The sequence below is a fragment of the Roseobacter insulae genome (genome assembly GCF_019375555.1).
Lineage (GTDB): Bacteria > Pseudomonadota > Alphaproteobacteria > Rhodobacterales > Rhodobacteraceae > Roseobacter > Roseobacter insulae.
This window is the reverse complement of record NZ_JAHXDN010000005.1, coordinates 127,052-152,731: the sequence shown is the minus strand read 5'-3', so window position 1 is coordinate 152,731 and position 25,680 is coordinate 127,052. Positions and strand designations below refer to the sequence as shown.

Below are 25,680 nucleotides of genomic sequence, written 5' to 3'. Positions count from 1 at the left end.
CGCCCGGTGCCTCAGGCGCGGAAGATGCGGAATACGGCGGATGCGGTCCAGCCCGCGGCGATGGCAATGGCCAGCGACATGATGCCATATATCAGAGGCTGCCCGCGCGACAGTTCGAACAACCAGCGCTCCATTCCCACTTTTTGCACATCGATCGTGGTTTCGTAGCTGGAGATCACTGCGCCGTCACGGGTGAGAAAGATGCGCGTGGCGTAGTCGCCCTCGGTCAAAGCGGCGGGCAATTGTACCGCTGTGCGGAACAGCGTCTGGTCGGTCACCGTGACGGAAGCTTCGCGCAGCTGGTAAAGGTTGGATCGCCCCCGGATGCGGATCAGCGCATCGGTAAAGCTGCTGGCGTCCTGAATGTCCGGCGGTGCCCCAACGGAGCGGATGGCGCGCGGAACGGAGATCTTGTGCCGCAGATCCTCCACGTCCTTGAGCACATCACGCAGCGGGCCGCTGGTGTGCACGGCGTAAAAACTGGGCGCGCGATCCACTTCCACGGCATCGGTGTTCACCCATATGCCAAGGCGCTTCTCTTTGCGTCTTACGGTCAAAGGTGCCGAAGGGCCCGCCACCGCGACGATGACTTCGAGCGGCGGGCCCTCGGGAATGACCTCTTCGCGCTTGATTGCGCCGAAGATCAGGATTTCCGATCCGGCGAAATTGGTGGTGATCGAAATCTTGTCCTTGCTCAGACCAAGCACGACTTCTTCAGCCTGTGCCGTGGCGACAAGGCCAAAGACCAGCGCCAGGAGGGTGGATATGATGCGGCGCCCCATCATCAGTGACCTGTCGCCGCGCCGATGGAGTAGAGCTCCGACGGCATCAGGAGGAGATCGAGGGCCAGCTTTCCGCAGACAACCAGAACCATCAGGGCCAGCAGAATGCGCAGTTGCTCGGCTTTCATCTTGACGCCGATCCGGGTGCCGATTTGCGCGCCGATGACGCCCCCGACCAACAACAGAACGGCAAGCACGATGTCGACGGTGAAGTTCGTGGTGGCATGCAGCAGCGTGGTAAATGCAGTCACAAAAATGATCTGAAACAGCGAGGTCCCAACCACGACCTTTGTTGGCATGCCGAGCAGATAGATCATCGCCGGAACCATGATAAAGCCACCGCCGACACCCATGATGGCGGCCAGAATGCCCACGGAAACCCCAACCAGAACGGGCGGTATCACCGAGATATACAGCCCCGAGACGCGAAAGCGCATTTTGAAGGGCAGACCGTGAACCCAGTTGTGTTTCTTGCGCGCGGGCGCCTTGCCCGATTTTGTCTTGCGAATGGCGTTGAGGCTCTCGATGAACATCAGGCTGCCGATGACGCCAAGGAAAACGACGTAGCAGAGCTTGACCAACAGGTCGACCTGACCCTGGGCCTTGAGGTAGTTGAAAACCACAACCCCCATCGCTGCCCCGACCAGACCGCCGATCAGGAGCACCGTGCCCATCCTGAGATCCACGGTTTTCCGCCTGAGGTGGGCCAGAACGCCGGAAAAGGATGAGGCTACGATCTGGTTGGCCTCGGTGGCGACCGCAACCGCCGGCGGGATGCCGATGAAGAACAGCAGCGGTGTCATCAAAAAACCGCCGCCAACCCCGAACATCCCCGAAAGAATGCCCACGATCCCACCCAGCCCCAGCAGCAGGAAGGCATTGACCGATACTTCGGCGATGGGGAGGTAGATTTGCATGTCCTCTGTTAGAGCACAGCGGGACATAAAATCAATGCCCCTTGCTGCTCTGCAGAAAAGAGGACTGACATAATTGGCAAATCTGGCCTTATGCGGTCAGCGTTCTTTCACGTAGGGTTCGCCGCCCGCCCGCGGCGGGACGGCTTTGCCGACAAAACCTGCCAGAATGATCACGGTCATCACGTACGGCAGCGCCCCGAGCAAAGCGCCTTGCACCTTGATGCCAAAAATCGCCTGAATTACATCGGGCCGCGTTTCCAAGGCGCCGAAGAGACCGAAGAGCAAGGTGGCGTAAAGCGCGTGCCAGGGCCGCCATTTGGCAAAGATCAGTGCCGCCAGTGCGATAAAGCCTCGCCCCGCGGACATGTCCTTGACGAAGCCCGCCTGAAGCGCCGTGGACAGATAAGCCCCGGCAATGCCACACAACATGCCGCATATCATCACGGCGGCGTAGCGCAGCCCGACAACCGAAACACCCGCTGTGTCCACCGCCGCGGGGTTCTCGCCAACCGCGCGCAGGCGCAGGCCGAAACGCGTGCGAAACAGAATCCACCATGTCAGCGGCACGGTCAGAAAGGCGATGTAGACCAGAATGGAATGGCCGGAGATCAGCTCTGCGTAGATCGGGCCGAGAAACGGCACGGTGCCAAGGTTTTCCGCGAAGGGCAGGGTGATCGGTTCGAACCGTGCGCCGCCCATCAGCGACGGGGTGCGCCCGCCCTGGCTGAACCAGTCCTGTGCGATCAGAACGGTCAGACCGGCCGCCAGAAAGTTGATGGCCACACCAGAGATCAGCTGATTGCCACGGAAGGTAATCGAGGCGAGCCCATGCAGCAGGCTGAACCCCATGGAGGCCGCGATGCCGGCAAGCAGGCCCAGCCAGACCGACCCCGTCAGGGCGGCAATGGCGGCAGAGAAGAACGCCGCGGCAAGCATCTTGCCTTCCAGTCCGATGTCGAAAATGCCCGCGCGTTCAGAAAAGAGGCCCGCAAGGCACGCAAGCAGCAAGGGTGTTGCCAGACGCACTGTGCTGTCCAGCAGTTGGATGAGGGTCAGGAAATCCATCAGCCGCTCCCCCGACGTGTCATGAGGAACAACCGCTCCAGCGGCATACGGACCATGTTGTCCAGCGCCCCCGTGAAAAGGATCACCAATGCCTGAATCACCACGATGAGTTCACGCGGTATATTCGTCCAGAGCGCCAGTTCCGCGCCGCCCTGATAGAGAAAGCCAAAGAGCACGGCGGCCAGAAACACGCCAAAGGGGTGGCTGCGCCCCATCAGCGCCACGGCAATCCCGATGAAGCCCGCGCCTTCCACGGCGTTCAGCACCAGCCTTTCCGCTTCGCCCATCACGTTGTTGATGGCCATCATCCCCGCCAGCCCACCGGAGATCAGCATCGCGATCATCGTGATGGCGGTGGGAGAGATACCGGCGTATTTCGCCGCGGGTTCGGATTTGCCGTAGCTGCGGATTTCATAGCCAAGCCATGTGCGCCACAGAAGGAACCAGACCAGCACACAGGCCAGAACCGCAATCAGAAAGGTGACGTTTGCCGGGGCGGCCTTGGAAAAACTGATGCCAATGGGGGCAAGCAAGTCGTGCAGGGTTGGCAGATGCACGGCCTCTGGAAACCGCGCCGAGGCCGGGTCCATGCTGCCCTGGGGGCGCATGACATTCACCAGAAGATAGTTCAGCAATGCCGCGGCAATGAAATTGAACATGATCGTTGTGATAACGATGTGGCTGCCACGTTTGGCTTGCAGATATGCCGGAATGGCAGCCCATGCAGCCCCGAAGAGCGCAGCACCCGCGCTGGCGCCAATCAACGCAAGGGTCCAGTGGGGCCAAGGGATCAGCAGGCACATGAGGGCAACGCCCAACCCGCCGAGCATGGCCTGACCTTCGCCACCGATGTTGAACAGCCCGGCATGGAAGGCAACCGATACCGCCAGACCCGTGAAAAGGAAATTGGTCGCGTAGTAGAGCGTGTAGCCCCATCCGTAGGTGCTGCCCAAAGCGCCTGTGACCATGAGCTGGACAGCCGCGATCGGGTCTTCGCCGATCGCCATGATGACCAGTGCCGACAGGATCGCCGCAAGAAGCAGCGAGATGAGTGGCACGAGGATCACCTCGGCCCATTTTGGCATCACTTCCATGCGTTAGCTCCCCACACCGGCCATCAGAAGCCCCAGTTCCTTTTCGTCGGTCTCTGCGGACTGACGCTCACCCATGATGTGACCGTCAAACATCACCGCAACCCGGTCCGCCAGTGCCAGGATCTCCTCCAGTTCCACCGAGACCAGCAGGATCGCCTTGCCCTTGTCGCGCAGGGCGACGATTTGCTGGTGAATGAACTCAATGGCCCCGATGTCCACACCGCGTGTCGGCTGGCCGATCAACAGCAGGTCGGGATTTCGCTCGATCTCGCGGGCCAGCACGATCTTCTGCTGGTTCCCGCCGGAGAAATTCTTGGCCGCCAGCGCTGGGTTGGGCGGGCGCACGTCAAAGCGTTGCATCTTGGCTTCGGTGTCAGACCGGATGGCCGCGTTGTTCAACAGCACGCCGGATTGATATGATGGGTCCCGATGATAGCCGAAGGCTGTGTTTTCCCAGGCCGAGAAATCCATGATCAGGCCTTCGCGCTGCCGGTCTTCAGGAACATGCGCGATGCCCCGCGCCCGACGGGATCGCCCATCTGCGCGCTTGCCTGCCAGATCCAGTGGCTGACCGCTTACCCGGATCTCTCCGGTGCCATCGGCATAGCCGCCCAGGACTTCGAGCAGTTCGGACTGCCCGTTGCCCGCAACCCCCGCGATGCCAACGATTTCCCCCGCACGCACTTGCAGATCAATGCCCTTGACCCTCTCGACACCTGCGTCATCAACGACCCGCAGGCCCTTGATGTCCAAAATCACATCCCCGGGGGTTGCCGGGGTCTTGTCCACGCGCAGCAGCACCTTGCGCCCGACCATGAGTTCGGCCAGTTCGGCTGGCGATGTGTCGGCAGTTTTGACCGTTGCTGTCATTTCGCCCCGCCGCATCACGCTGACCGTATCCGTGGCTTCCATGATCTCACGCAGTTTATGCGTGATCAGGATGATGGTTTTGCCCTCTGCGCGCAGCCTGTCCAGAATGCGGAACAACTGATCCGCTTCGGCAGGTGTCAAGACGCCGGTAGGCTCGTCGAGGATCAGAATGTCTGCCTGGCGGTAGAGCGCTTTGAGGATCTCTACCCGTTGTTGCATACCGACACCCAGATCCTCGATGACCGCGTCGGGATCGACGTTGAGCCCGTATTCATGTTCCAGTTCAAGCAGCGTCTTGCGGGCTTTGGACAGCGACGGTTTCAGCAATCCGCCATCTTCGGCACCCAGAATAATATTCTCAAGCACCGTGAAATTCTCAACCAGTTTGAAATGCTGGAACACCATCCCGATCCCGGCAGCGATGGCTGCCTGACTGTCGGGAATTTCAGTTTTCTGACCGCTGATGAAAATCTCGCCCTTATCGGCCTTGTAAAAGCCATAGAGGATCGACATCAGGGTCGACTTGCCCGCGCCGTTTTCGCCGATGATCCCGTGGATCGTGCCGGGCATGACGCGGATGGAAATGTCTTTATTGGCCTGAACCGGCCCAAAGGCTTTTGAAATACCCTTGAGTTCAATGGCGGGGGCGGCAGTTTCCTGCCGCCCCGACGTGTCGTCAGCTGTCATGCTCAGAAGCTCAGAGCGGGGCAGCTGTCATCTGATGTATAATCGTGCACGGCGGTGGAGCCGTCGACAATGCTCGCCTTGGCGGCATCGACTTTCGCTTTCATGTCGTCGGAAACCAGGGCCGCATTGTTCTCGTCCAACGCATAGTCAACACCTTCATCCGCAAGGGACATCGCGCGGAAACCCGGTTTCACATCATCGCCGGCCTTCATGATGTCATAGACCGCGACATCCACACGTTTAAGCATGGAGGTCAGAACCTTGCCAGGGTGCAGCGGGTTCTGGTTGCTGTCCACACCGACGGACAGGATGCCTTCGTCAGCAGCGGTTTGCAGCACACCGACACCGGTGCCGCCAGCCGCGGCAAAGACAACATCAGCGCCCTGGCTGATCTGGGCCTTGGTCAGTTCAGATCCTTTCACGGGGTCGTTCCAAGCGGCGGGGGTTGTACCCGTCATGTTGGAGATCACCGTCGCGTCCGGGTTCACCGCTTTCACGCCCTGTGCATAGCCGCAGGCAAATTTGCGGATCAAGGGCACATCCATGCCGCCGATGAAGCCAACGGTGCCGGATTTCGACGCCATGGCGGCCATCATGCCCACGAGGTAGGAGCCTTCATGCTCGGCAAAACCAATGGTCAGCACGTTTTCCTGATCGGGCACCCAGCCGTCGATCGTAACAAAAATGGTGTCCGGATAATCGGGCGCAACCTGGGCGATGGGATCGCTCATCGCAAAACCAGTGGTGATCACCGGGTTTGCACCGGCCTCGGCAAAGCGGCGCAGCGCCTGTTCGCGCTGCGCTTCGGATTGCAGTTCGATCTCAAGATATTTGCCACCGGTTTCATCGGCCCACCGCTGTGCGCCGTTGTAGGCGGACTCGTTGAAGGATTTGTCAAACTTGCCACCCAGATCGAAGATCAGCGCCGGATCGGCGATGGCAGCACCGGCCGACAGCGCAAGCGCAGCCGTGGCACCGAGGAATTTTTGCATAAGAGTCATTCAGGGGTCTCCCAGTTGTGATTTTGGGGCGGGAGCGTCACCGATCGAGCTCTGCCGCCGCCCAGTATGAGCAGATGTTATCTGATCCTGCGCAAATTAGGGCCTAGCTGATCGGCAGGGTCAACCGGTTTTTCAAAGATCGCGGGGGGATTTGCGTTACTGACCGCGGGTCAACGCAGCCTGCATGATCACCGCATCCACAGCCGCGCCATTGGCCCGTTTGTAATATCGCCTGCGGCGCGCGTGCTCCGCGAATCCATGTTTGAGATAAAGGGCTTGCGCGGGCAGATTATCTGCCGCCACTTCAAGAAACGCGGTCTCTGCATCCGCTGTCGCCATCCATTCGGCCATGAGAATGCCTGCAATCCCCTGCCGCTGATGCGCGGGGTCGACCGCAAGGGTCAGAAGCTCAGATTGTCCCGCCACGGTGGAAACAAGGGCGAATCCTTGCTGATGCGTGTGCAGCTGCACATGTTTTCCATCCAGCAAACTGCCCAGTTCCTCCGCGGACCAGGCGCGATCAGCAGCGAATGCCGCCGCATGTATCCGGGCCAGTTCGGCGAGTGTCATGGGAGAATCGCGGGAGGCGCATCGCGCGCTGGCGCGGCGTCTGCCGGGCGCAGGTACAGCGGTGCGGGTCTGGCAGGCGCGTCACGAAAGCGCCGCGCCGCCAGGTGGGCAATGGATACAGCAACGGGATGCGCCGCTTCCTGTCCGCTCGCGCCAATCAGTGGTCCTTCGAAAGCAGGCAGCGCATCGCCGGGCACCAGTACCGGCGATTGTGTGGTAATACCGTCAAATACCTGAAGATAGACCTGACCCCGGCGCGCGGGGATCGCACAGGCGCAGGCCCCGGAAAAACCGTGCCGCAATGCTTCGAACCCGGTGACGCCAACGGCGGGAACGCCAAGGCCCAAAGCCAATCCACGTGCTGCCGCGACAGAGATCCGAATGCCGGTGAAGTTGCCGGGGCCAACGCCCACGCCGATTGCCGCTAAGTCCCTGAAGTGAAGGGCAGATGCGTTCAGCAATTCCTTGCACAGGTCCATAAGCCGCTCGGCCTGTCCCTTGGACATCTGTTCTTCTGCCTGAGCGATGATCCGGTCGCCCTGCAACACCGCCGCTGAGCAGCAGGCAGCTGAGGTGTCGAAGGCCAGAATCACCGGGCGTTTGTCATGAGAACCGGTCATTCGATGTCGGGTGGCGACAACAAGATGTCTCTGCCGCTGCCGGTCTGCCGGGGCAGGTCATCGTCGATATGGAGCCAGGGCACCCTGTTTTCTGCATGGCTGTGGAGCGACGGTTCCAGGTCTGCGGCCTGATCCAGCAGGCCGATGGGCACATAGACCTGGCCCGGCAGATAGTCATACTGCGCGGCAAGCGGTGAGCCACAGGCGGTGCAGAACCACCGGACGACACCGGGGTGGTGCGACACCGGTGGTCCGGGGTCCGGTGTGATGATCAGATCAGCCTCGCAAAAAGCGGCGAATGCTGCCACCGGTGCGCCGGTCACGCGTTTGCAATCAGTGCAATGGCAATAGGCGACGACATGGGGTGCAGCCGAAGACCGAAGGGACTTCGCGCCGCAATAGCATCTGCCGGTTACGCCGGTCTGGTCTGTCATGTCATGTGCCACGCGGGCGTCAGGGGGCGACGGGCCGCACTTCCGTGACTTCCGGGATGTAATGCCGCAACAGGTTTTCGATGCCCATTTTCAAGGTCAGCGTGGAGGAAGGGCAGCCCGCACAGGCACCCTGCATGTGCAGGTAGACAACACCGCGGTCAAAGCCATGAAATGTGATGTCACCGCCATCCTGCGCCACGGCCGGGCGTACCCGGCTGTCGAGCAGTTCCTTGATCTGGCCCACGATCGCGCCGTCTTCGCCGGTGTGTTCGGCGTGGCCGGATGCAGGCGTATGATCGCCCGCCATCACCGGCTGACCCGATTGGAAATGCTCCATGATCGCGCCCAGCAAGGCGGGTTTGATATGATCCCACTCCACCGCGTCCGCCTTGGTGACGGTGACGAAATCGGTGCCGAAGAACACGCCGGTCACGCCGTCAACGCTAAAAATCCGTGTGGCCAGCGGCGACTTGTCCGCCGTGTCCGCGGTCGGGAAATCCGCCGTTCCCATTTCAAGCACGGTCTGACCGGGCAGAAATTTCAGAGTGGCCGGGTTGGGTGTCGATTCTGTTTGGATGAACATGGAACGTCTCCTGAAGCTGTTCCAGATATGCGGATCGGCACGGGCTAAGTCAAGGTTTGGAACGATTCTAATCTGCCGTCAGGGGCCCCCGGTTCGCTGCGCATCGATCAGGTGATCGCTTCCAGCTTTTCCTTGCTCAGATCGCCGGGAACAATCGTTATCGGGATCGGCAGGGCACCTGCGCTTTTCGTGAGCTGTGTGACAAGCGGGCCCGGTCCCTTCTTGTCCGTGCCAGCGCCCAGAACGAGGACTCCGATCTCGGGGTCTTCATGGATCTGGGCAAGGATTTCCTCTACCGCATGGCCCTCGCGGACCACCAGTTCAGGGTCAATCCCCTGCCGGTCGCGCATCCACTTGGCGAATACCTCGAAATGCACTTCGATCCGCTCGCGGGCTTCTTCCCGCATGACTTCGCCCACGCCAATCCAGTGATTGAATTCATCCGGCGGGATCACCGAGAGGATTTCCACCCCACCGCCCGTGTGAGCCGCCCGCATCGCTGCAAAACGCATCGCGTTGAGGCATTCACGGCTGTCGTCGAGCACGACGAGAAACTTGCGCATCTTTCGATGTCCCCCTTTTGGGCAGATCATGACCTCAGATTGCAGGCGGCGCAATCTCAATCTACCTCGCTGATCCTCTGGACAGACGTGCGTTCAGGCGCGATGCTTGTCAAATGTATACAGGGGGCCATGACCGATGCCCATGCTGCAACTGATCTACGCATCCAGACCATTTGGCTACGATCTGAACATGTTGGTCAATATTCTTGCCACGTCCCGTGCCCGGAACGCGCGGAGCAATATCACCGGGGCGCTGATTTGCCGGTCAGATATCTTCCTGCAGCTTCTCGAAGGTCCCAGGGCGCAGGTGGAGGCCACGTTTGAGCGGATACGCGCGGATGACCGGCATGTCGAAGTGACCCCGCTTGTCACAGAACCGGTGCAGGACAGGCTGTTCCCAAGCTGGTCCATGAAACACGACCCGGCAGTTTCCTGGATGTGGTCGCCGCTGGAAATTCATCTCGGTGCCCTGGCCAGCGCATCTGTCATGGATATCCGCGCTATTTTCGTCAGGTCGGCTCAGGCAGAGGACTCATAGCGGCTGTGACGCTGCCCAGTCCCAGTACATGTCGCGCAGGCGTCGCGCCACGGGGCCAACTTGGTATTGAGTGTCTTCGAAGGTTTTCACGGGCGTGATCTTTGACATGTTTCCGGTCATGAAAACCTCGTCGGCGTTCTGGAAATCTTCGAAAGTCAGTACCGTTTCGTGTACCGCTATACCGTCCGCTGCCATGTTTTCCATATGCCGCGCGCGGGTAATTCCTGCCAGGAACGTGCCATTTGCAACAGGCGTGAAGACTTCCCCGTCCCTGACCATGAAGATGTTGGCGGTTGCGGTTTCCGCGACATTGCCCATCGCGTCGGCAACCAGCGCATTGCTGAACCCGCGGGCGCGGACTTCTGCCAACATGCGCGCGTTGTTGGGATAGAGGCACCCGGCCTTGGCGTTGACGACGCTGTCCTCCATCACCGGCCGCCGGAAACGGGTGCGCCCCAAAGTTGCAGAGGCATCGGCGGGAGCCATCGGGATCTGTTCGAGGCTGATGGCAAAGCCGGTGTCTTCGCCGCGCGGCACAATGGCTGTCTCATCGCCGTGAATGCCCCAGTACATCGGGCGGATGTAGACGGAATCCTCCGGACCGTAATGCTTCAGGCCCTCGCGCACGATGTCGACCATGTCCTCGGTTGACACGGTCGGTGTCAGCATCAGCGCCTGCGCCGATTTGTTGACGCGTGCGCAATGGGGCGCCAGATCAGGTGCCAGCCCGTTGAAAAACCGCGCCCCGTCGAAAACAGTTGTGCCCAGCCACGCGCCGTGATCCGCGGCAGTCATGATCGGCACGTCGCCGCGGTGCCATGTGCCGTTGAAATATGTGGTGATATTTGAACCAATGCTCATCTGCGGGTCTCCAAACGTCGGGCACGCCTTGGGCGCGCCGGATCATTGTGCGGTCAGCTTTCCTTAAGGCGCGCGGTATACACCTTCCGGAAGATTCAACGCAGCCGTCAGGTCACGCCATTGTTCCGGCGACAGTGTAATAGAAACCGTACGATCCGTGCGCGGGTCGTATTGATTGAGCAGAATCGCGCTTTCCGTGGCGTGAACGGTCACGTCCTCATTCAGTGGGGCTTGGCCGTCATCCACAAGGGTCACCACCGTGGCGTCGAATTCATGCTCGATTGTAAACATGTGGGCACAGTACGCCATGAGATCGGCATTGCAAGGGGCACAAAGCTGCGTGAACGGGGTGGTCGCTGTCGATCAAGGTGCTAATGTGTAGGGCGAAAACTACAGTTCCTGAAGGAAGTGGATGAATGCGATTTAAATCCCTTGTTGCCGTTGTCGCCACGCTGGCTCTGGCCGGTTGCGAGGTGACAACAGTTTCGTCGCCGTCGGGCCAGCCCGCGCCGCAGGCGACCGGCAATGCTGGTGGCGCGGGCATGACGACGCGCACCTTTGCCAGTGTTGTCCGAACGGTTGAGCCGATTGCCGAGCGTGAATGCCGCGCCCGGACGCAACGCGTCAATTGCGATTTCAAAATCATCGTGGACGATCGACCGAACCAGCCTGCCAACGCGTATCAGACCCTCGACAAATCGGGGCGCCCGATTATCGCCTTCACCGTGGGCCTGATCCGCGACGCGCGAAATGCTGACGAACTGGCATTCGTCATGGGCCATGAAGCGGCCCACCATATTGCCGGACATATTGCGCGCCAGCAGCAAAATGCGGTGGCAGGTGCCGTGATCGCAGGCAGCCTTGCCGTTCTGCTCGGAGGCTCCGGCGAAGCCGTCGAATCCGCGCAGCGCACCGGGGCTCAGGTCGGCGCGCGCACCTACTCCAAGGATTTCGAACTGGAAGCGGATGCGCTGGGAACGATCATCACCGCGCGTGCGGGATTCGACCCGTTGCGCGGGGCGGAATTCTTTGCCCGCATTCCCGATCCCGGTGACAGGTTCCTTGGAACGCACCCGCCCAACCGCCAACGTCTGGAAACGGTTCGAAGGACGGCCGCAAGCCTGTAGGGATCGGTGCAGGGCGTGGTGATGCGGGCTCGGTCAGGAGACCGACTTGGTTGTGCAACGACGGCAACCATCGTAGGGCCGGGCGCACCCTGCGCCAATCTTACCGCGGCTTGTTTCCGTCAATCCATTTCGACATCATCACCTTGTCGCGAAAGCACTCATGCGGGATTTCCCGGTGCTTGATCCGCGCGATCCGCTCTGCAAAAGCCACTTGTTTCGACGAGGGGTAGTTTGCAAATTTTCCGGTTGGAGCTTTGGGTTTATGCGCCTCGATCCATTGCGATAGCGCCGCTCGGGTGGCCCGCGCACGGTGCGGGATGGTTGCGCCCGTCTTCAGCGCGATAGCCTGCGCGTAACGCACCTGTTTTTCCGTTGCGGGCTGAGGCTGTTCGATCGGCAAGGCGCCTTGCTCGGGCGCAAAAAGATCCGGAAACTGAGGTTCAAATGACATGACGCACCCCCTGAGTCGTTCTCTTTGAATTTAGAACATAAAGGGAACATTTTCAAGACATGCCAAGAAACGTAACCGATTATTCAAAGATCAGAGTGACTTCCGTCGCAAAGAGGCGCGTTGCCGGTGGCCTTGCATCCACAGAAAAACAGGGTCTTGTCGGCCTCCGCCTCGAACTTGACTGGCGTGAAGGGCGTGTCCTTGTGCGATCCGTCGCAAAATGGTTGCCTGGAAGATTGGCCACAGCTGCACCAGAAGTAGGTTTTGCCCGCCGAAACATCGACGCGATAGGGGGATTTCTGGGCGATTCTTGGGGTATTGGTCATGATGGCTCCGTCACAGATGGGTTGGCTGTCGAACAGGTGGGTCTCGTGACGATAGCATTTCAGGTGGCGCACTGTCGAAGAAACCTGTCACCGCGCCCGCGGCCCTAGGCAGGCAGGCGTCCCCACAGATCGTATTCCCCCGCTTCGTCGACATCGACGGTGACAATATCGCCTGCGGACAAATGATCGAAGTTCTCGTCAATGAACAGGTTGCCGTCGATCTCCGGCGCGTCGGATTTCGTGCGGCAGGTGGCGGCGTCAGCATCCACCTCGTCCACGATCACATCAAGCCGCTGGCCCACCTTCGCTGCAAGCTTCGCCTCGGAGATGGTTTGAGCCTTGGCCATGAAACGGTCCCAACGGTCCTGCTTTATGTCGTCGGGCACATGATCCGGCAGGTTATTGGAACGCGCACCATCAACGTTTTCGTACTGGAAGCACCCAACCCGATCCAGCTGGGCCTCGTCCATCCAGTCCAGCAGCGTCTGGAATTCAGCGTCGGTTTCGCCGGGATATCCAACGATGAACGTCGAGCGCAGGGTCAGATCTGGGCATATGTCGCGCCATGCCGCGATCTCATCCAGGGTTTTTGCCGCCGCGGCGGGCCGCGCCATGCGCCTGAGCACGGCAGGGTGTGCATGCTGGAACGGGATGTCCAGATAGGGCAGTACCAGACCATCGGCCATCAGCGGGATCAGCTGCCGCACATGCGGGTAAGGGTAGACGTAGTGCAGCCGGACCCATGCGCCTAGACTGCCGAGATCACGCGCGAGGTCCGTCATATGCGCGCGGTGCCCACGGTCTTCGGCATGTTTGATATCCACGCCGTATGCGGACGTGTCCTGACTGATCACAAGCAGCTCTTTGACGCCGTTTTCTACCAGCTTTTCGGCTTCCCGCATCACCGCATGTGCCGGGCGCGATTGGAGCTTGCCGCGCATGTCCGGGATGATGCAGAACCGGCACTTGTGATTGCAGCCTTCGGAGATTTTCAGATAGCTGAAGTGGCGGGGTGTGAGGCTCACACCCGTGGCCGGGAGCAGATCGACAAACGGGTCCGGGCTGGGGGGAACCGCCTTGTGCACCGCATCCAGCACCTGTTCGTATTGATGCGGGCCGGTTACCGCAAGCACGCTTGGATGCGCGCCGGTGATGTATTCCGGCTCCGCTCCAAGGCACCCGGTCACGATCACCCGGCCGTTTTCGTTCAGCGCTTCTCCGATGGCGGAGAGGCTTTCGGCTTTGGCGCTGTCCAGAAATCCGCAGGTGTTCACAATAACGGCATGCGCCCCTGCATAGTCAGGTGAAATACCGTAGCCTTCTGCCCGCAGGCGGGTCAGAATACGCTCACTGTCGACAAGCGCTTTGGGGCATCCCAGGCTCACCATGCCGATGGTCGGCTGCCCGGGTCGCACGGGGGTGTCGAGCCGGGGGGTGGGCGCCAGATCGGGGCGCAGATTGGGTGGGTTTGTGCTCATGACTTGCGCTATAGTGGAAGTGAGGGCCCCCGAAAAGGGCTTGCAGGCTGAGGTGAGGGTACGCGGATGAAATGGATTTTTCGGCTGGTCGGATTTTTGGTCGTCCTTGTGGTGGTTGCCATCGTGTCACTGCTCTTTCTGCCCGCGGATCGCGTAGCCCGCATCGCGGCGGAGCAACTGCGCAATGCAACGGGACGCGAGGTGTCCATTACCGGCGATGTCGCCTTGTCATTCTGGCCGGTGCTCGGCGTGCGCGCCGGTGCTCTGGAAGTGGGCAATGCCACCTGGTCAGAGCAAGGGCCGATGCTGCAGGCCGCCAATGCGGCGATTGGTGTCGATGCGATGGCGCTGTTGCGGGGCGATATCCGGATCACCAACATCGAAGCCGAAAGCCCGACCATCCGGCTGGAGCAACGCAAGGATGGCCGCGCGAGCTGGCAATTCACCGATGCCACCGGCGAGGCCCAGATTTCAACGGAGACCGCGCCGACCCGCCCCGCGCGTACCATCAGCATCGAGCGTCTGAAAATTACGGATGCGCGTTTGGTGTATGACGCGGAAGGCAGCGATCTGGTGTCGTATGAAGGCGTTGATTTGACACTCGACTGGCCGGAACGACTTGGCCCTGCGGACATTCGCGCCGTGTTGCGCCCAACCGCACAGGCCGTCACGGTGGAGGCTGTGATTGATGGTTTTGCCGGGTTCATCACCGGTGAAACCCAGACCCTCAAGGCGTCAATCGACACGGCAGCCGGAACGCTATCGTTTGACGGGCGTGCCAACACGGCAGGCGCTGTTGCCGGCGCACTCACACTGAAAACCGATACCACCGACGCGTTTCTGAAAGCGCTCGGCCTGCCCGGGGCCGACCTGCCTCATAACCTTGGCCGCAGGATCGACATGACGACGGATGTGACGCTGACACCTGACCGCAGGCTGTCGCTGCGCGATCTTGCGGTCGATCTGGGCGGCAACCGCCTGTCAGGCGCTGCGGATATCGAACTCAACGGGGTGCCACAGATCAATGCGCAACTGGATGCAGGTCCGTTGGATCTGAGACAGGAGGCTGCCTCCGGCGCGGGCACCGGCAGTGGCAGTGGCGGCGGTGGTTCTGCAAATGCCGGTACCGACGGATGGCCAAAGACGCCGATCGATGCCAGCGGCCTGGCTGCCTTCAACGGTGAAATCGCCCTGACCGCCCAAAGCATCGACCTTGGACAATTCAAACTTGGCCCCACGCGCACGCTGCTGCGCAACGACCGGTCGCGCATGGTTTTCGAGCTGCGCGACGTGCAGGCCTACGGCGGAAATGTGAGCGGCGAATTCGTGATCAACAATCGCAGTGGCCTGTCTGTCGGAGGCAGCATCGGCGCCAAGGCCATTCAGATCCAACCCTTGCTGAGTGACGCTGCTGGATTGAACAGGCTGACCGGACAAGGCAACGCGCAGCTGTCCTTTCTGGGCGCGGGCAACACGGTGGATGCGATCATGCGGTCGCTGTCCGGCGACGGATCCCTTGCCATCGGAAAAGGCACCATTCAGGGGATCGACCTCGACCGGCTTATGCGGTCCGGCGACGTTGGCAGCGGCACGACCGTGTTTGACAGTCTCACCGGCACCTGGACCATTGCGTCGGGTGTATTGAAAAACAGGGATCTGCTGTTGCAGCTCAAGAATTATCGCGCGTCGGGCACGGGTAACATCGGGTTGGGCGCGCAAAATATGGATTACACCGTCACGCCGATCGCCCTGCGCGCCAACAGCGGGCAGGGTATCTCCATTCCGGTGCGGTTCGTCGGGCCGTGGTCCGATATCTCCATCCGGCCTGATCTGGAAGCTGCCTTTGACGCGGAGATCGACGCCAAGAAGGATGAGCTGGAGAACAAGGCCAAGGAGAAGATCAACGAAAAGCTGGGTGTCACCTCGCAGCCCGGACAATCGACCGAGGATGCGGTCAAGGACAAGGTCAAGGAGAAGCTTCTGAAAAAGCTCTTCGACTAAGCGGTTTCAGAAGGTGAGGGGTGATGCCTTGGCCAGCCGGTCAAAGCTCATCAGCGTCTCGATGAGTTTGGGCATCTGATCGAGGTAGATCATGTTCGGACCGTCGCAGGGCGCGTTGTCCGGATCCTGATGCGTTTCCATGAACACGGCCCCCACGCCAACCGCCACGGCCGCCCGCGCCATCACCGGGGCAAATTCACGCTGCCCGCCGGAGGAGCCGCCACGCCCGCCCGGCTGCTGTACCGAATGAGTAGCGTCCATCACGACCGGGTAGCCGGTCTGCGCCATCTGCGGCAGCGAACGCATATCCACAACCAGAGTGTTGTAGCCAAAGGTCGTGCCTCGCTCGGTAAGCAGAATCCGCCGGTTGCCGGTGGATTCGATCTTGGTGACGATGTTCTCCATCTCCCAGGGGGCGAGGAACTGACCCTTTTTCACGTTGATCGCGGCACCGGTGTTGCCAGCGGCCAGCAGCATGTCGGTCTGACGGCAGAGAAACGCGGGGATCTGGATGATATCGACGGCCTCGGCTGCGATGGCGCATTGCGCCTCGGAATGCACATCGGTGATGACCGGAACGCCGTTGGCCTTGCCGACGGATTGCAGGACCTTGAGCCCCTCGTCGATCCCCATGCCGCGCGCGCCGTCAAGCGATGTACGGTTGGCCTTGTCGTAGGAGGCCTTGAAAACATATTGCGCCCCGGCTGCCGCGCAGGCCTCTTTCATCCTGCCGGCGATCATCTGCGCGTGATCCGCGCTTTCAAGCTGGCACGGACCGGCGATCACGGTCAGCGGAAGGTCATTGCCGATCGTCAGATCGCCGACGGAAACATGCGTCATATCAGGAAGTCACCTGTTCACGGAGGATGGATGCCGTGAGCGAGATCATCAGGTAGATACCGGCAAAGATCAAGAAGGCCACGATCGTATTTTCGAACTTACGCGGGTAGCTGGGCTCCTCCGACGGAACCGGTTCAACGCTGGTTGTCAGATACCGGACCTGACGATTTGCTTCCATCCGGGTCTGTTCCATTTGCTGCAGGGCCGATTGCAGCAGCATGTCCCGCGTCGCGAGATCTGCCTGGGCCATCTGGATACGGACGCTCAGTTGTGCCAGCGAGTTTTCGCCCTGGCTGGCGTCGGTCATCCGCGCATTCAAATCGGCCAGTTGATCGTTCAGACGCCGCACGTCCCCGCGTGCACCATCCACCCGGGACTGGTTGGGGCGTGCGTTGTCCAGCAGGGCCGCGAGTTGCAGTTCTTTTTCAAGCAACTGCAGTTCAACCTGGTTGATCTGCGCCCGGAGTCCGGCGATGACCGCCTCGGGGTCAAGCGTTGCCCCCTGTATCTGAAGGTTGACGAGGGCTTCCTGCGCGGCGCGGCGCTCCTTGTCGGATTTCTCAAAGCTTGCCTGGGCTTCTGCCATCTGATCGCCGCGCTTTTGCTGACTGAGGGCGTTCACACGGTCTTCGGCATAGTTGATCAGGGCCTGACTGAAAGCTGCGCTGACCTGGGGATCGGCGGCAATCACTTCCATGCGCAGCACCCCTTCGGTCGGATCATAGCCAACCTTGATATTCTTCTTGTAAGTTTTGTAGGCCTGTTCGTTCGACGGATCGGTTGCAAGCCGTTGAATGGGGTCGATGTCTTGTTGCGAGAAATGCGATTTGAAGCCGACATCAGCATCCAGGCGCAACATCGCGTCCTTGGATTGCAGATAGGACTGGACGGCAATGCTGTCCTGCGAGGTGGCAAACTGGGTGCCGGACAACAACCCGCCGATCCCGCTGCCGCCCTGATTGTCGGCCTGCAGGATCAGGAATTCAGACTTGGTGGAGTACATGGGTGTGGCGACAGCATAGAAATACCATCCCGCAAGCACAGTGGGCAAAAACACGAAAAAGGCCAGCCGGACAAGCAGCATGCCCATCTTGCGGCGGCGCCGAGCCGTGATGTCGCGCTGAATCTCGGAAATCTGCCGGTTGCGCAGATCGGCCGGGTTCAGGTCAGTGGAGGGCAGGGTTTCCCGGCCCATTGGCAGGGTCTGGGGCAGCTGAACACGGCCCCGGTCAGACCCTTTCGCCGTCTCGCCCTCCGCACCAGTCTTTCCGTCCTGCAAAGGATCGTTTTGATTTTGCGGAACAACGAGCTCCAGCATGTTGGACCGTTGGAAGGGATCGATACCACGCTTGCGCAGCAGGCGGACCGCGTCGAAATCCGACGTCGGCGCGAGACCGTTCTTGTGGGCAACCCGCCGTGCCATGCGCAGCTGGCGACCTGTCAGCCCCTCGCGTCGGATGGCATCAAGCTCGACAGCCACATTGCCGGTTGCGGTTGCGTCGTCCTTTTTGGGCGCCGCGTCTTTTTCAGCCGCCTTTTGCTCGGCAACCTCCTCATCCTTTGCAAGCGGGCGCTCGGAGGGGTTGGCGTTTTCCGCACTCAGACCGGGCGATGCACGCTTGATGCGGAACTTTCTAGCTGTCGGTTTGGTAGTCATAAAGACGTTTCGCTTCTTCCAATGTGTCGAACATGTGAAATTGCCCATTCATCAGCACGGCAGCCGAGCGGGCAAATTTCTCAAGCGTTTTCGCCTGATGAGACACGATGATGATTGTCGTGGTGCGCAACCGCTCTTGCAGGATTTCGCCTGCCTTTCGGTTGAATTCCACGTCCGTGGTGCCGGGCATGCCCTCGTCGATCAGGTACATGTCGAAATCGAGCGCCAGCATGAGGGAGAATGAAAACCGCGCCCGCATCCCGGCCGAATAGGTGCCGAGAGGCTGGTCGAAATACTCGCCTAATCCGCATAACCAGCGGCAAAAACTCTCAACATAGTCGGGATCAAGCCCATACAGGCGGGCAATGTAGCGCGCATTCTCCATCGCGGAGACCTTGGTCACCACGCCGCCCATGAACCCAAGGGGGAAGGAGATATTACAGCCACGCCTGATCTCGCCTTCGTCCGGTTTTTCCAGACCGGCCATCATGTTGATCAGCGTGGTCTTGCCGGTACCGTTCGGGGCAAGGATGCCCAGAGAGTTGCCAAGCTCAACCTTGAACGACACGCGGTCCAGGATCACCTTGTGCTGGGATCCCGTCCAAAAGGACTTCGATACATTTTCGAACGCCAGCATGACCTGCTCCGGTTGCGCGTAGACCCGGACACGGGCCTGCCTGCCCTCTGTTAGCAGAGGTTATTTACGGATTATCTACCGTGTTGGGCAATATTATGTCTTAATTCGAAACAAATGTACAACGCATACAGATGGCGCGATCTTCCAGAAACGGCGGGTTTTCGCCTTTCAGGTGAGCTGTTTCGGGCCCGCGTCTCAGCCCGGTTGCTTTTCCACCCGAAACACAACGCCGGCGATAATGCTGATGAATGCAGCCACGAAGCTGAAGAGCGCGCCCATTTTTGCCGCATCCTGTATATCGCCCGGGGCAAAGGCCACGGATGCGACAAAAAGCGATACAGTAAAGCCGATCGCCGCGACGCAGCCGATGACAACAAGGTCGACGGTGCGCATACCCTGAGGCAGCCCCAGCCGCAGGGGACCGGCAGCAACCCAGCCAAACAGCAAAATGCCCACCGGCTTGCCAACGATAAGGCCGGCAAGCACCAGCCAGGTCGCATCGCCGATGGAAGAGAACTGCACGCCGGCGTTCAGCAATCCGAAGAAGAACAACACGATTTCGACCGGTCCTTTCAGCGCGTGCTCGATCTGGTTGAGCAGGTCCGTCAGATATTTTTCGGCCTCGGCGAATATGCCGAATGCCCGGTCCGCGTGCGGAATTGTCGGAACAATGGGTAAGAGGCCGAGGGCAGGGTGCAGACCCGAACGCATAAAGCCATACCACGACAGGCAGGCCGCGATCAGATAGGGGAGGTAATGCAGCCGGGTCCGCACCCAGGTCGAGTTCGGTCGCGCCTGGTTGCCGCGATCGAGAAACCTCGGCAGCCAGTTGGCCAGAATAAACACCGCAATCGCCGCCCCGGCAGAAAACAGTAACCATACGGGTGCCAGATCGCCAGAAGGATAGAACACCGCCAGAATGATCAGACCGGCTGCGTCATCCGCGATGGCCAGCAGCAGCAGGAACCGCACGGCCGGATGCCCCGCACCAAAAACGATGCGCCCGACAAGATAGGAGAATGCAATGTCCGTTGCCGTCGGGATGGCCCAGCCATTGGCGACCGCGTTGTAGGTGTCCGATCCGAACAACAGGGCGAGACCGAGGTAGATGGAGATCGGTCCGACCATGCCGCCAAGCGTTGCAACCAAGGGGGTTGCAGCTTTTTTGCCGCGCAGTGATCCGTTCTTGAGGATAACCGCTTCCCAGACTTCCTTGGCCGCAATCGCGAAAAACAGTGCCATCAGGATATCGTTGACCAGATAGTGTAGTGTCAGGGTGCGATGGCCGTCGTGCAAGTGGCCGATGGGCGCGTGATCCCAGATCTTGAATTCAACGAAATGGTGGTAGCTGTCGTAATCGATGTTTGCCCAGACGAGGGCGATCAGGGCGCCGATAATCAGCAAGAGCGAATAGTTGGTCAGAAAGTTCCAGACGCGATGCATCGACGGCTCCCGATTGTCGTCTCACCTTGCTACGCGATGCCATGGCGGTGATCAACGGGGAGCCGCTTGGCGGCATGGGGTGCGTCCGGCGCGCGGCGGTGGCTTTTATGCGATCATCTGCCAGGCCAGCCCGGCAATGACGGAACCGATGAGCGCATAGACGAGGTAGGCGACAAAGACCTTTGGCTTGACCAGCGCCCAGACTGCAATTGCCGCCGGGATACAGCTTACCCCACCGGCGATCACGAAGGACATCGCCGCCCCCGGCGCCATTCCCTGCGCCAGCAAAGCGTCGACAAGCGGCACCGCGGCATATCCGTTCAGATAGGCAGGTGCGCCGACCAAGGCGCCCATGACGATTGGCCATACACCGGTGCCGCCCAGCAAACCTGCGATGAGCTCGGCCGGCACATAGGCCAACATCATTGCTTCGATCACATAGGCCAGTGTCAGCCACTTAAGCAGGAACAGGGCGTTTTCCTGCGCTGTGTGCCGGAACGTTTCGCGGCGGTCGGTTTCCTGCCAGAAGCGCCACAGGGGTGTGCCGCTGAACGGTTTTTTCACGCTGCAGCATCCGCCGACAGCCGGGCGTTCGCGCAACGGGTTAGTGAAAACCGGGGTGCGTGCAAACAGCATCGTTCCGAAACCGCCGAGCATTCCCAGCCCGATGGCGGACATGGCCTTGGCTGTCGCAAACTCCCAGCCAAGGGTGCCGGAGGTAATGGCGAACATCGCCGGATCCATCAGCGGGGAGGCCAGCCAGAAGGCCATAACCGCCCCCAATGGCGCGCCCACGGCCAGAAGTGCGGCGATGAAGGGGATCACTTCGCAGCTGCAAAAGGGCGATAGCCCGCCCAAAAGCGCGGCCATCACGATCATGCGCGCCTGATGCCCTGAAAATGCTTTGGCCAGCAAGGTTTCCGAACCTGTGGCCTTCAGATAGGCAACCGCAAGCACTGCGAACAGGATAAACGGCGCTGTCCCGGCGAGTGCTTCGGCCAGAAACACAAGGGAGGGGGCGAACCGGGGTGTGTCAAAAATGAAGATCAGTAGCAGAAGCGTGGCGGTGACACCCCACGCACCTATGCGGGGCAGGCGGCGGTTGCCGCTCTGGGTGTGCGTTGTATCAGCCATGGTCATGGTCTCCACCGGGGTTGGCCGTATCGGCGCAGCATTCGTTCAGCAAAAATTCCGACAGGCTCTGCACTTCATCGAAGGCGACGGCGGCACAGATGATGCTGCGCCCCTGCCTGGCCTGTGTGACCAGCCCGGCAGAGGCGAGAATTTTCATATGATGGGTCAGGGTCGATCCGGTGACACCGGTGCGGGCGCCCAGGTTGCCAATGCTCAGCCCCTCCGGGCCGGCTCGGACGAGACTGCGTAATACCGCCAGGCGTTGTTCCGATCCAAGGGCTGCGAAACGTGCCGCAGCAATTGTGAGGTCGAGGTTTTCCGGTGTATTAATTTTCATATTTCTCGAAATATCGAAAGCTTGACGAAACCGCAAGATTTATTTCGATGTTTATCGAAATAAGGTTGATCACCATTTCTTGCCCCCCATTGCAAGCGCGGCCCAATGGTTTAGGTGACACGCATGATGGATATGAGAGATGACCTTGCCGCCTGCACCCTGTGCAGGGATCGATTTGCCCAAACCGTTACCGCGCATGCACCTCGCCCGGTTGTCTGGTTCGCACCGGGCGCGCGTATTCTGATCGCCGGGCAGGCCCCGGGGATGAAAGTGCACAAATCAGGACGTCCTTTCACCGACCCGTCGGGCGATCGCCTGCGCGATTGGCTGTCAGTGGATGAGGATACCTTCTACGACAAAAGCCGGATCGCCATCCTGCCCATGGCGTTTTGCTTTCCCGGTTACAATGCCAAGGGCTCAGATTTGCCGCCGCCGCCGGTCTGCGCGCGAACCTGGCGCGACAAGGCGATGGCGATGCTGCCGGATGTCAAACTCACACTGGTGATCGGCAGCTATGCGATGAAATATCACATCGGCAAAGTGGCATCCGTCACACAGGCCGTTCAGGATTGGCGGAACTACGGGGAAAACATGTTTGTCCTGCCGCATCCGAGTTGGCGCAACACCGGGTGGATCAGGAAGAACCCGTGGTTCGAGGGCGACGTCCTGCCGCGTCTGCGTGCGCGCGTTGCCGAGGTGCTGGCATGAGCGATCTGACTCCGCTGGACCACGCCCATGCAGCCATGCAAGCGGCCCCGACGGATGATGCGGCACGCTTGCGGTTCTACGAGCGGCTGGCGGCCTCTGAATTGTTTCTCATGCTGGCAGAAGATGCCGGCGGAGGGGACCAGATATCACCGGAGATCTTTGAGGTGGCTGAGGCGCGCTACGTCCTGGTGTTTGATCGCGAAGAGCGTCTCGCCGGTTTCGCGGGCCAGACTATGCCCTATGTCGCGCTTTCCGGACGGGTCTTGTCAGGCATGCTCGCCGGTCAAAGGATTGGTCTGGGTGTGAACCTCGATGTCGCGCCCTCTGCGATCCTGCTGCCGGATAGTGCTGTGGAATGGCTGCACCGGACCCTCGGCAACCAACCGGATGAGGTGGAGGCGCGGATCGCGCAGGTGCACGCCCCTAAAGGCCTTCCCGAGGAACTGATCACCGCGATTGACAGCAAACTGGCGACGGCGATGGGCCTTGCCAAATGCGCCTACCTTGTTGCGACAACACAGGAGACAGGCGCGCAGGGGCATATGCTGGGCTTTGTCGGCGCCGTGCCCGAGGCCGAGGCGGCATTGGCGCGCGCCGCAGCCGAAGCCTTGACGTTTTCGACCGTCGAAGCCGGGGCGATGGATGTCGGTTTTTTCCGGGCGTCCGATCCGATGACTGCTCGTATGGAACGTGTGGGCCTGCGCTTTGATTTGCCGCAGGTGCAGGAGGCTGCCCCTGTTGCGGTAACCGCTCCCGGCCTTGATCCCGACAAGCCGCCAAGGCTGCGCTAGGCACAGGGCACCCATCCTCTCTTTCACGATGGGATCACATCGCAGCGGCGATTCATCACAACGCTGCGAGGCAGCGGGCGCGGGGGGTGCAAAACGGGTTACCCTGCTTCTAGATGGAAGGGCGTGGCCTTGGTCACTTCGATACCTGTACCCTTGAACTGGAGCATCCAATGACCCGTTTCTCTCTCTTGATTGCTGGCGCCGCTACTGCCCTGACCCTTGCGTCTTCGGCCTGGGCTGGCGACCAATACGTCGATCCCACAGGCTACGCCGTATCCGGCTACGACGTGGTTTCCTATTTTGATCTGGAGCAGGCGCCCATCGGCGCGGATCAACCAAAGGCCATCCCGGGTGACAAAGACATAACCGCGACCTACAATGGTGCCACCTTCGCATTTTCGACCGAGGAAAACAGAACAACTTTTTTGAACGACCCGGAAAAATACGTACCCCAATATGACGGGCATTGCGCCTACGGCGTGGCGCAGGGCGGCAAGGTTCCGGGCAACCCTAACCTGTGGCGCATTCTTGATGGAAAACTCTACCTCAATATCACCCGCAACGTGGTGGGCTTCTGGGAAGAAGACATCCCTGGAAATCTGCAGCTGTCCGAAGCGAACTGGGTCGACATCGAAGCTGACGCCGCCTCCGACCGTCCGATCCCGCAATTTCAAAGCTCGGCCCCTGTCAACTGATCATGTCTGAGAACACCCCGTCTTCTCCCCCTGCCAAGCCTTCGGCGCGACATACGCGCCGGGGGTTCTTGGCCTTGGGTGCCATCGGCATTGTGACCGGCAGTGCATTTGCCGCGCGCTGGTTCAATATCTGGGCGGAGACCGGGGACAATGCTCTAAGCGCGCCCGATGCGCATGCTGCGGCACTCAGCGGTGACATTCTCCTGATTGATATCCGGCGTCCCGATGAATGGGCACTGACCGGCGTCGGTGAGGGGGCGATCCCGCTGGACATGCGGCGCAAGGATTTTATCACTGCCCTGATGGTCGAAGTCGGCAATGACGCTTCCCGCCCGGTTGCGCTGATCTGCGCGCGGGGCGTGCGATCGCGGCATCAGAGCGCGAAACTGGTCGATGCAGGCTTTACCAGAATTATCGACGTGCCAGAGGGCATGCTTGGCTCTGGCGCGGGCCCGGGTTGGATCAAACGCGGTTTGCCGGTGCGCAGGGAGAGCTGAACGGATGACACGGCTATTGGCGGCGCTGGCCCTGACGTGGCTTGGATGGTCCGGGATGGCCGCAGCCGGCTGCGGCGACACCGCTGACCCCTGCGCGATCGACATGGGTGAATACCATGTCCGCTTGCCAGAGGGGCCAATCAAGGGCGCGATCCTCTATATCCACGGCTACGGCGGGTCGGGTGCCGGCGCCTTGCGCCCAAAGGATTGGGTCAATACCGCGCTTGACCGCGGCTATGTGCTGATTGCCCCGGACGGTATCCCCTACGCGGAGGGACGCGGACGCGGATGGTCCTTCATACCGGGGCGTCAGAAGCTGCGCGATGAACCGGCATTTCTGGCCGCGGTGCGGGATGACGCGGCGGCGCGCTTCGGATTTGACGCGAGCCGCGTGCTGCTGAGCGGGTTCTCCATCGGCGGGTCGATGACGTCTTACATGGCATGCCAGGAACCCGGAGCCTTTGCGGCCTATGCGCCGGTTGCCGGTGGTTTCTGGCGGCCGCACCCGACCGCGTGCAAAGGGCCGGTCAGGCTGTTGCATACCCATGGGTGGACCGATGGTACGGTGCCTTTGGAAGGGCGGGTATTGCGCGGCGCGGATGCCACCGATCCCGGCGCATTGATGCAGGGTGACATCTTTTACACCCTGCGCATGTGGCGCGAGGTCAATGCCTGCAACCAGTTGCGCGCGGATCGCTTTGTGACCAGGGGATCGTTCATGCGGCGGGCATGGGATCGCTGTGCTGAAGGGTCCGCGTTGGAGTTCGCCTTGTTTCCCGGTGGTCATGTTGTGCCGGATGGATGGGCAGAGATGATGATCGACTGGTACGAAGGTCTGTAGGCTACGACTTCGTGGCCTGCGCGGATCGGCGTCACGTCAGTTCAAATGCGGCTGCCATCTGTCGCGACAACGAGATTAACGGTGGAGCCCTGAGAAGCTGATCGGTTGTGCGGCGACCCGGCTGGCCCGCAA

General features: G+C 60.5%; 30 protein-coding genes. 8 read left to right on the top strand and 22 right to left on the bottom strand.

Annotation, left to right across the window (positions count from 1 at the left end; all coding sequences use genetic code 11):
- Nucleotides 1-11: 11 nt before the first annotated feature.
- The 11 genes from KX928_RS17860 to KX928_RS17810 all read right to left on the bottom strand — a co-directional run bounded on the left by KX928_RS17860 (nucleotide 12) and on the right by KX928_RS17810 (nucleotide 9,186).
- Entirely contained in the window at nucleotides 12-785 is a 774-nt protein-coding gene (locus tag KX928_RS17860; protein WP_373274809.1) for a TIGR02186 family protein, read from the bottom strand.
- Nucleotides 785-1,699, bottom strand: coding sequence for a sulfite exporter TauE/SafE family protein (locus KX928_RS17855; RefSeq protein WP_219505429.1), 915 nt, complete (start codon nucleotides 1,697-1,699; stop codon nucleotides 785-787). Before KX928_RS17855 ends, KX928_RS17860 begins: the two co-directional genes overlap by 1 nt.
- 96 nt (nucleotides 1,700-1,795) lie before the next feature.
- Nucleotides 1,796-2,764 carry an ABC transporter permease gene (locus tag KX928_RS17850; protein ID WP_219505427.1) on the bottom strand — a complete coding sequence of 323 codons (969 nt, stop codon included), beginning with the start codon at nucleotides 2,762-2,764 and terminating at the stop codon, nucleotides 1,796-1,798.
- Nucleotides 2,764-3,858, bottom strand: a complete 1,095-nt coding sequence (locus tag KX928_RS17845; RefSeq protein WP_219505425.1) for an ABC transporter permease — start codon at nucleotides 3,856-3,858, stop codon at nucleotides 2,764-2,766. Before KX928_RS17845 ends, KX928_RS17850 begins: the two co-directional genes overlap by 1 nt.
- 3 nt (nucleotides 3,859-3,861) lie before the next feature.
- On the bottom strand, nucleotides 3,862-5,415 hold the full coding sequence (locus KX928_RS17840) for an ABC transporter ATP-binding protein (RefSeq protein WP_219505423.1): 1,554 nt from the start codon (nucleotides 5,413-5,415) through the stop codon (nucleotides 3,862-3,864).
- A 2-nt stretch (nucleotides 5,416-5,417) separates the two neighbouring features.
- Complete coding sequence (locus KX928_RS17835; protein WP_219505421.1) at nucleotides 5,418-6,416, bottom strand: BMP family lipoprotein; 999 nt, start codon at nucleotides 6,414-6,416, stop codon at nucleotides 5,418-5,420.
- Nucleotides 6,417-6,572: 156 nt separating this feature from the next.
- The gene (locus tag KX928_RS17830; RefSeq protein ID WP_219505419.1) at nucleotides 6,573-6,986 is read right to left on the bottom strand and encodes a GNAT family N-acetyltransferase; all 414 of its coding nucleotides are present in this window, start codon (nucleotides 6,984-6,986) and stop codon (nucleotides 6,573-6,575) included.
- Nucleotides 6,983-7,606: a tRNA (adenosine(37)-N6)-threonylcarbamoyltransferase complex dimerization subunit type 1 TsaB gene (tsaB, locus tag KX928_RS17825; RefSeq protein WP_219505416.1), complete on the bottom strand. Its 624-nt coding sequence runs from the start codon at nucleotides 7,604-7,606 to the stop codon at nucleotides 6,983-6,985. Before tsaB ends, KX928_RS17830 begins: the two co-directional genes overlap by 4 nt.
- A complete protein-coding gene (locus KX928_RS17820) occupies nucleotides 7,603-8,040 on the bottom strand; it encodes a GFA family protein (protein ID WP_219505415.1) in 438 nt (145 codons plus the stop codon). Before KX928_RS17820 ends, tsaB begins: the two co-directional genes overlap by 4 nt.
- A gap of 19 nt (nucleotides 8,041-8,059) precedes the next feature.
- Nucleotides 8,060-8,623, bottom strand: coding sequence for a NifU family protein (locus KX928_RS17815; RefSeq protein WP_219505413.1), 564 nt, complete (start codon nucleotides 8,621-8,623; stop codon nucleotides 8,060-8,062).
- Nucleotides 8,624-8,730: 107 nt separating this feature from the next.
- Nucleotides 8,731-9,186, bottom strand: coding sequence for a universal stress protein (locus KX928_RS17810; protein ID WP_219505411.1), 456 nt, complete (start codon nucleotides 9,184-9,186; stop codon nucleotides 8,731-8,733).
- Between the two features lie 142 nt (nucleotides 9,187-9,328).
- Here KX928_RS17810 and KX928_RS17805 point away from each other — a divergent pair, with 142 nt between their 5' ends.
- Entirely contained in the window at nucleotides 9,329-9,724 is a 396-nt protein-coding gene (locus KX928_RS17805; RefSeq protein WP_257883917.1) for a BLUF domain-containing protein, read from the top strand.
- Here KX928_RS17805 and KX928_RS17800 read toward each other — a convergent pair.
- Both KX928_RS17800 and KX928_RS17795 read right to left on the bottom strand, forming a co-directional pair.
- Nucleotides 9,719-10,585 (bottom strand): branched-chain amino acid aminotransferase, encoded by an 867-nt coding sequence (locus KX928_RS17800; protein ID WP_219505407.1) that lies wholly within the window; start codon nucleotides 10,583-10,585, stop codon nucleotides 9,719-9,721. The two genes, KX928_RS17805 and KX928_RS17800, sit on opposite strands and share 6 nt — an antisense overlap.
- Before the next feature lie 63 nt (nucleotides 10,586-10,648).
- Nucleotides 10,649-10,876 (bottom strand): DUF8831 family protein, encoded by a 228-nt coding sequence (locus tag KX928_RS17795; protein ID WP_219505406.1) that lies wholly within the window; start codon nucleotides 10,874-10,876, stop codon nucleotides 10,649-10,651.
- A 125-nt stretch (nucleotides 10,877-11,001) separates the two neighbouring features.
- Here KX928_RS17795 and KX928_RS17790 point away from each other — a divergent pair, with 125 nt between their 5' ends.
- A complete protein-coding gene (locus tag KX928_RS17790; protein ID WP_219505404.1) occupies nucleotides 11,002-11,712 on the top strand; it encodes a M48 family metallopeptidase in 711 nt (236 codons plus the stop codon).
- A 100-nt stretch (nucleotides 11,713-11,812) separates the two neighbouring features.
- Here the strand turns inward: KX928_RS17790 and KX928_RS17785 are convergent, their stop codons facing one another.
- The 3 genes from KX928_RS17785 to rimO all read right to left on the bottom strand — a co-directional run bounded on the left by KX928_RS17785 (nucleotide 11,813) and on the right by rimO (nucleotide 13,967).
- Entirely contained in the window at nucleotides 11,813-12,163 is a 351-nt protein-coding gene (locus KX928_RS17785) for a hypothetical protein (protein ID WP_257883916.1), read from the bottom strand.
- An 83-nt stretch (nucleotides 12,164-12,246) separates the two neighbouring features.
- On the bottom strand, nucleotides 12,247-12,489 hold the full coding sequence (locus tag KX928_RS17780; RefSeq protein WP_219505402.1) for a CDGSH iron-sulfur domain-containing protein: 243 nt from the start codon (nucleotides 12,487-12,489) through the stop codon (nucleotides 12,247-12,249).
- A gap of 104 nt (nucleotides 12,490-12,593) precedes the next feature.
- On the bottom strand, nucleotides 12,594-13,967 hold the full coding sequence (gene rimO, locus KX928_RS17775; protein ID WP_219505400.1) for a 30S ribosomal protein S12 methylthiotransferase RimO: 1,374 nt from the start codon (nucleotides 13,965-13,967) through the stop codon (nucleotides 12,594-12,596).
- A gap of 66 nt (nucleotides 13,968-14,033) precedes the next feature.
- Here rimO and KX928_RS17770 point away from each other — a divergent pair, with 66 nt between their 5' ends.
- Nucleotides 14,034-15,968 (top strand): AsmA family protein, encoded by a 1,935-nt coding sequence (locus KX928_RS17770; RefSeq protein WP_219505396.1) that lies wholly within the window; start codon nucleotides 14,034-14,036, stop codon nucleotides 15,966-15,968.
- Nucleotides 15,969-15,974: 6 nt separating this feature from the next.
- Here the strand turns inward: KX928_RS17770 and kdsA are convergent, their stop codons facing one another.
- The 6 genes from kdsA to KX928_RS17740 all read right to left on the bottom strand — a co-directional run bounded on the left by kdsA (nucleotide 15,975) and on the right by KX928_RS17740 (nucleotide 22,016).
- A complete protein-coding gene (gene kdsA / locus KX928_RS17765; RefSeq protein WP_219505394.1) occupies nucleotides 15,975-16,808 on the bottom strand; it encodes a 3-deoxy-8-phosphooctulonate synthase in 834 nt (277 codons plus the stop codon).
- A 1-nt stretch (nucleotide 16,809) separates the two neighbouring features.
- Entirely contained in the window at nucleotides 16,810-18,465 is a 1,656-nt protein-coding gene (locus KX928_RS17760; protein WP_219505392.1) for a KpsE/RkpR family capsule polysaccharide export protein, read from the bottom strand.
- Nucleotides 18,443-19,102 carry an ABC transporter ATP-binding protein gene (locus tag KX928_RS17755; RefSeq protein WP_219505390.1) on the bottom strand — a complete coding sequence of 220 codons (660 nt, stop codon included), beginning with the start codon at nucleotides 19,100-19,102 and terminating at the stop codon, nucleotides 18,443-18,445. The genes KX928_RS17760 and KX928_RS17755 overlap by 23 nt, the downstream gene beginning before the upstream one ends.
- Nucleotides 19,103-19,297: 195 nt before the next feature.
- Complete coding sequence (locus tag KX928_RS17750) at nucleotides 19,298-20,545, bottom strand: Na+/H+ antiporter NhaA (RefSeq protein WP_219505388.1); 1,248 nt, start codon at nucleotides 20,543-20,545, stop codon at nucleotides 19,298-19,300.
- Nucleotides 20,546-20,650: 105 nt separating this feature from the next.
- Complete coding sequence (locus KX928_RS17745) at nucleotides 20,651-21,679, bottom strand: permease (protein WP_219505386.1); 1,029 nt, start codon at nucleotides 21,677-21,679, stop codon at nucleotides 20,651-20,653.
- Complete coding sequence (locus KX928_RS17740) at nucleotides 21,672-22,016, bottom strand: ArsR/SmtB family transcription factor (protein WP_219505384.1); 345 nt, start codon at nucleotides 22,014-22,016, stop codon at nucleotides 21,672-21,674. Before KX928_RS17740 ends, KX928_RS17745 begins: the two co-directional genes overlap by 8 nt.
- 123 nt (nucleotides 22,017-22,139) lie before the next feature.
- Between KX928_RS17740 and KX928_RS17735 the strand changes: the two genes are divergently transcribed.
- The 5 genes from KX928_RS17735 to KX928_RS17715 all read left to right on the top strand — a co-directional run bounded on the left by KX928_RS17735 (nucleotide 22,140) and on the right by KX928_RS17715 (nucleotide 25,548).
- Nucleotides 22,140-22,724: a uracil-DNA glycosylase family protein gene (locus KX928_RS17735; protein WP_219505383.1), complete on the top strand. Its 585-nt coding sequence runs from the start codon at nucleotides 22,140-22,142 to the stop codon at nucleotides 22,722-22,724.
- Nucleotides 22,721-23,515, top strand: coding sequence for an SseB family protein (locus KX928_RS17730; RefSeq protein WP_219505381.1), 795 nt, complete (start codon nucleotides 22,721-22,723; stop codon nucleotides 23,513-23,515). The genes KX928_RS17735 and KX928_RS17730 overlap by 4 nt, the downstream gene beginning before the upstream one ends.
- Nucleotides 23,516-23,685: 170 nt before the next feature.
- The gene (locus KX928_RS17725) at nucleotides 23,686-24,210 is read left to right on the top strand and encodes a YHS domain-containing (seleno)protein (RefSeq protein WP_219505379.1); all 525 of its coding nucleotides are present in this window, start codon (nucleotides 23,686-23,688) and stop codon (nucleotides 24,208-24,210) included.
- Nucleotides 24,211-24,212: 2 nt separating this feature from the next.
- Nucleotides 24,213-24,707 carry a rhodanese-like domain-containing protein gene (locus tag KX928_RS17720; RefSeq protein ID WP_219505377.1) on the top strand — a complete coding sequence of 165 codons (495 nt, stop codon included), beginning with the start codon at nucleotides 24,213-24,215 and terminating at the stop codon, nucleotides 24,705-24,707.
- 4 nt (nucleotides 24,708-24,711) lie between these two features.
- A complete protein-coding gene (locus tag KX928_RS17715; protein WP_219505375.1) occupies nucleotides 24,712-25,548 on the top strand; it encodes a CE1 family esterase in 837 nt (278 codons plus the stop codon).
- Nucleotides 25,549-25,680 lie beyond the last annotated feature (132 nt).

Bases quoted from the DNA above. Each gene is read 5' to 3' on its own strand.
- KX928_RS17810 (WP_219505411.1), bottom strand. From the start codon at position 9,186: ATGCGCAAGTTTCTCGTCGTGCTCGACGACAGCCGTGAATGCCTCAAC.
- rimO (WP_219505400.1), bottom strand. From the start codon at position 13,967: ATGAGCACAAACCCACCCAATCTGCGCCCCGATCTGGCGCCCACCCCC.
- KX928_RS17860 (WP_373274809.1), bottom strand. From the start codon at position 785: ATGATGGGGCGCCGCATCATATCCACCCTCCTGGCGCTGGTCTTTGGC.
- KX928_RS17790 (WP_219505404.1), top strand. From the start codon at position 11,002: ATGCGATTTAAATCCCTTGTTGCCGTTGTCGCCACGCTGGCTCTGGCC.
- KX928_RS17795 (WP_219505406.1), bottom strand. From the start codon at position 10,876: ATGTTTACAATCGAGCATGAATTCGACGCCACGGTGGTGACCCTTGTG.
- KX928_RS17845 (WP_219505425.1), bottom strand. From the start codon at position 3,858: ATGGAAGTGATGCCAAAATGGGCCGAGGTGATCCTCGTGCCACTCATC.
- KX928_RS17730 (WP_219505381.1), top strand. From the start codon at position 22,721: ATGAGCGATCTGACTCCGCTGGACCACGCCCATGCAGCCATGCAAGCG.
- KX928_RS17755 (WP_219505390.1), bottom strand. From the start codon at position 19,102: ATGCTGGCGTTCGAAAATGTATCGAAGTCCTTTTGGACGGGATCCCAG.
- KX928_RS17745 (WP_219505386.1), bottom strand. From the start codon at position 21,679: ATGGCTGATACAACGCACACCCAGAGCGGCAACCGCCGCCTGCCCCGC.
- KX928_RS17720 (WP_219505377.1), top strand. From the start codon at position 24,213: ATGTCTGAGAACACCCCGTCTTCTCCCCCTGCCAAGCCTTCGGCGCGA.
- KX928_RS17835 (WP_219505421.1), bottom strand. From the start codon at position 6,416: ATGACTCTTATGCAAAAATTCCTCGGTGCCACGGCTGCGCTTGCGCTG.
- KX928_RS17815 (WP_219505413.1), bottom strand. From the start codon at position 8,623: ATGTTCATCCAAACAGAATCGACACCCAACCCGGCCACTCTGAAATTT.
- kdsA (WP_219505394.1), bottom strand. From the start codon at position 16,808: ATGACGCATGTTTCCGTCGGCGATCTGACGATCGGCAATGACCTTCCG.
- tsaB (WP_219505416.1), bottom strand. From the start codon at position 7,606: ATGACCGGTTCTCATGACAAACGCCCGGTGATTCTGGCCTTCGACACC.
- KX928_RS17725 (WP_219505379.1), top strand. From the start codon at position 23,686: ATGACCCGTTTCTCTCTCTTGATTGCTGGCGCCGCTACTGCCCTGACC.
- KX928_RS17785 (WP_257883916.1), bottom strand. From the start codon at position 12,163: ATGTCATTTGAACCTCAGTTTCCGGATCTTTTTGCGCCCGAGCAAGGC.
- KX928_RS17715 (WP_219505375.1), top strand. From the start codon at position 24,712: ATGACACGGCTATTGGCGGCGCTGGCCCTGACGTGGCTTGGATGGTCC.
- KX928_RS17820 (WP_219505415.1), bottom strand. From the start codon at position 8,040: ATGACAGACCAGACCGGCGTAACCGGCAGATGCTATTGCGGCGCGAAG.
- KX928_RS17840 (WP_219505423.1), bottom strand. From the start codon at position 5,415: ATGACAGCTGACGACACGTCGGGGCGGCAGGAAACTGCCGCCCCCGCC.
- KX928_RS17855 (WP_219505429.1), bottom strand. From the start codon at position 1,699: ATGCAAATCTACCTCCCCATCGCCGAAGTATCGGTCAATGCCTTCCTG.
- KX928_RS17850 (WP_219505427.1), bottom strand. From the start codon at position 2,764: ATGGATTTCCTGACCCTCATCCAACTGCTGGACAGCACAGTGCGTCTG.
- KX928_RS17780 (WP_219505402.1), bottom strand. From the start codon at position 12,489: ATGACCAATACCCCAAGAATCGCCCAGAAATCCCCCTATCGCGTCGAT.
- KX928_RS17805 (WP_257883917.1), top strand. From the start codon at position 9,329: ATGCTGCAACTGATCTACGCATCCAGACCATTTGGCTACGATCTGAAC.
- KX928_RS17830 (WP_219505419.1), bottom strand. From the start codon at position 6,986: ATGACACTCGCCGAACTGGCCCGGATACATGCGGCGGCATTCGCTGCT.
- KX928_RS17735 (WP_219505383.1), top strand. From the start codon at position 22,140: ATGATGGATATGAGAGATGACCTTGCCGCCTGCACCCTGTGCAGGGAT.
- KX928_RS17800 (WP_219505407.1), bottom strand. From the start codon at position 10,585: ATGAGCATTGGTTCAAATATCACCACATATTTCAACGGCACATGGCAC.
- KX928_RS17760 (WP_219505392.1), bottom strand. From the start codon at position 18,465: ATGACTACCAAACCGACAGCTAGAAAGTTCCGCATCAAGCGTGCATCG.
- KX928_RS17770 (WP_219505396.1), top strand. From the start codon at position 14,034: ATGAAATGGATTTTTCGGCTGGTCGGATTTTTGGTCGTCCTTGTGGTG.
- KX928_RS17750 (WP_219505388.1), bottom strand. From the start codon at position 20,545: ATGCATCGCGTCTGGAACTTTCTGACCAACTATTCGCTCTTGCTGATT.
- KX928_RS17740 (WP_219505384.1), bottom strand. From the start codon at position 22,016: ATGAAAATTAATACACCGGAAAACCTCGACCTCACAATTGCTGCGGCA.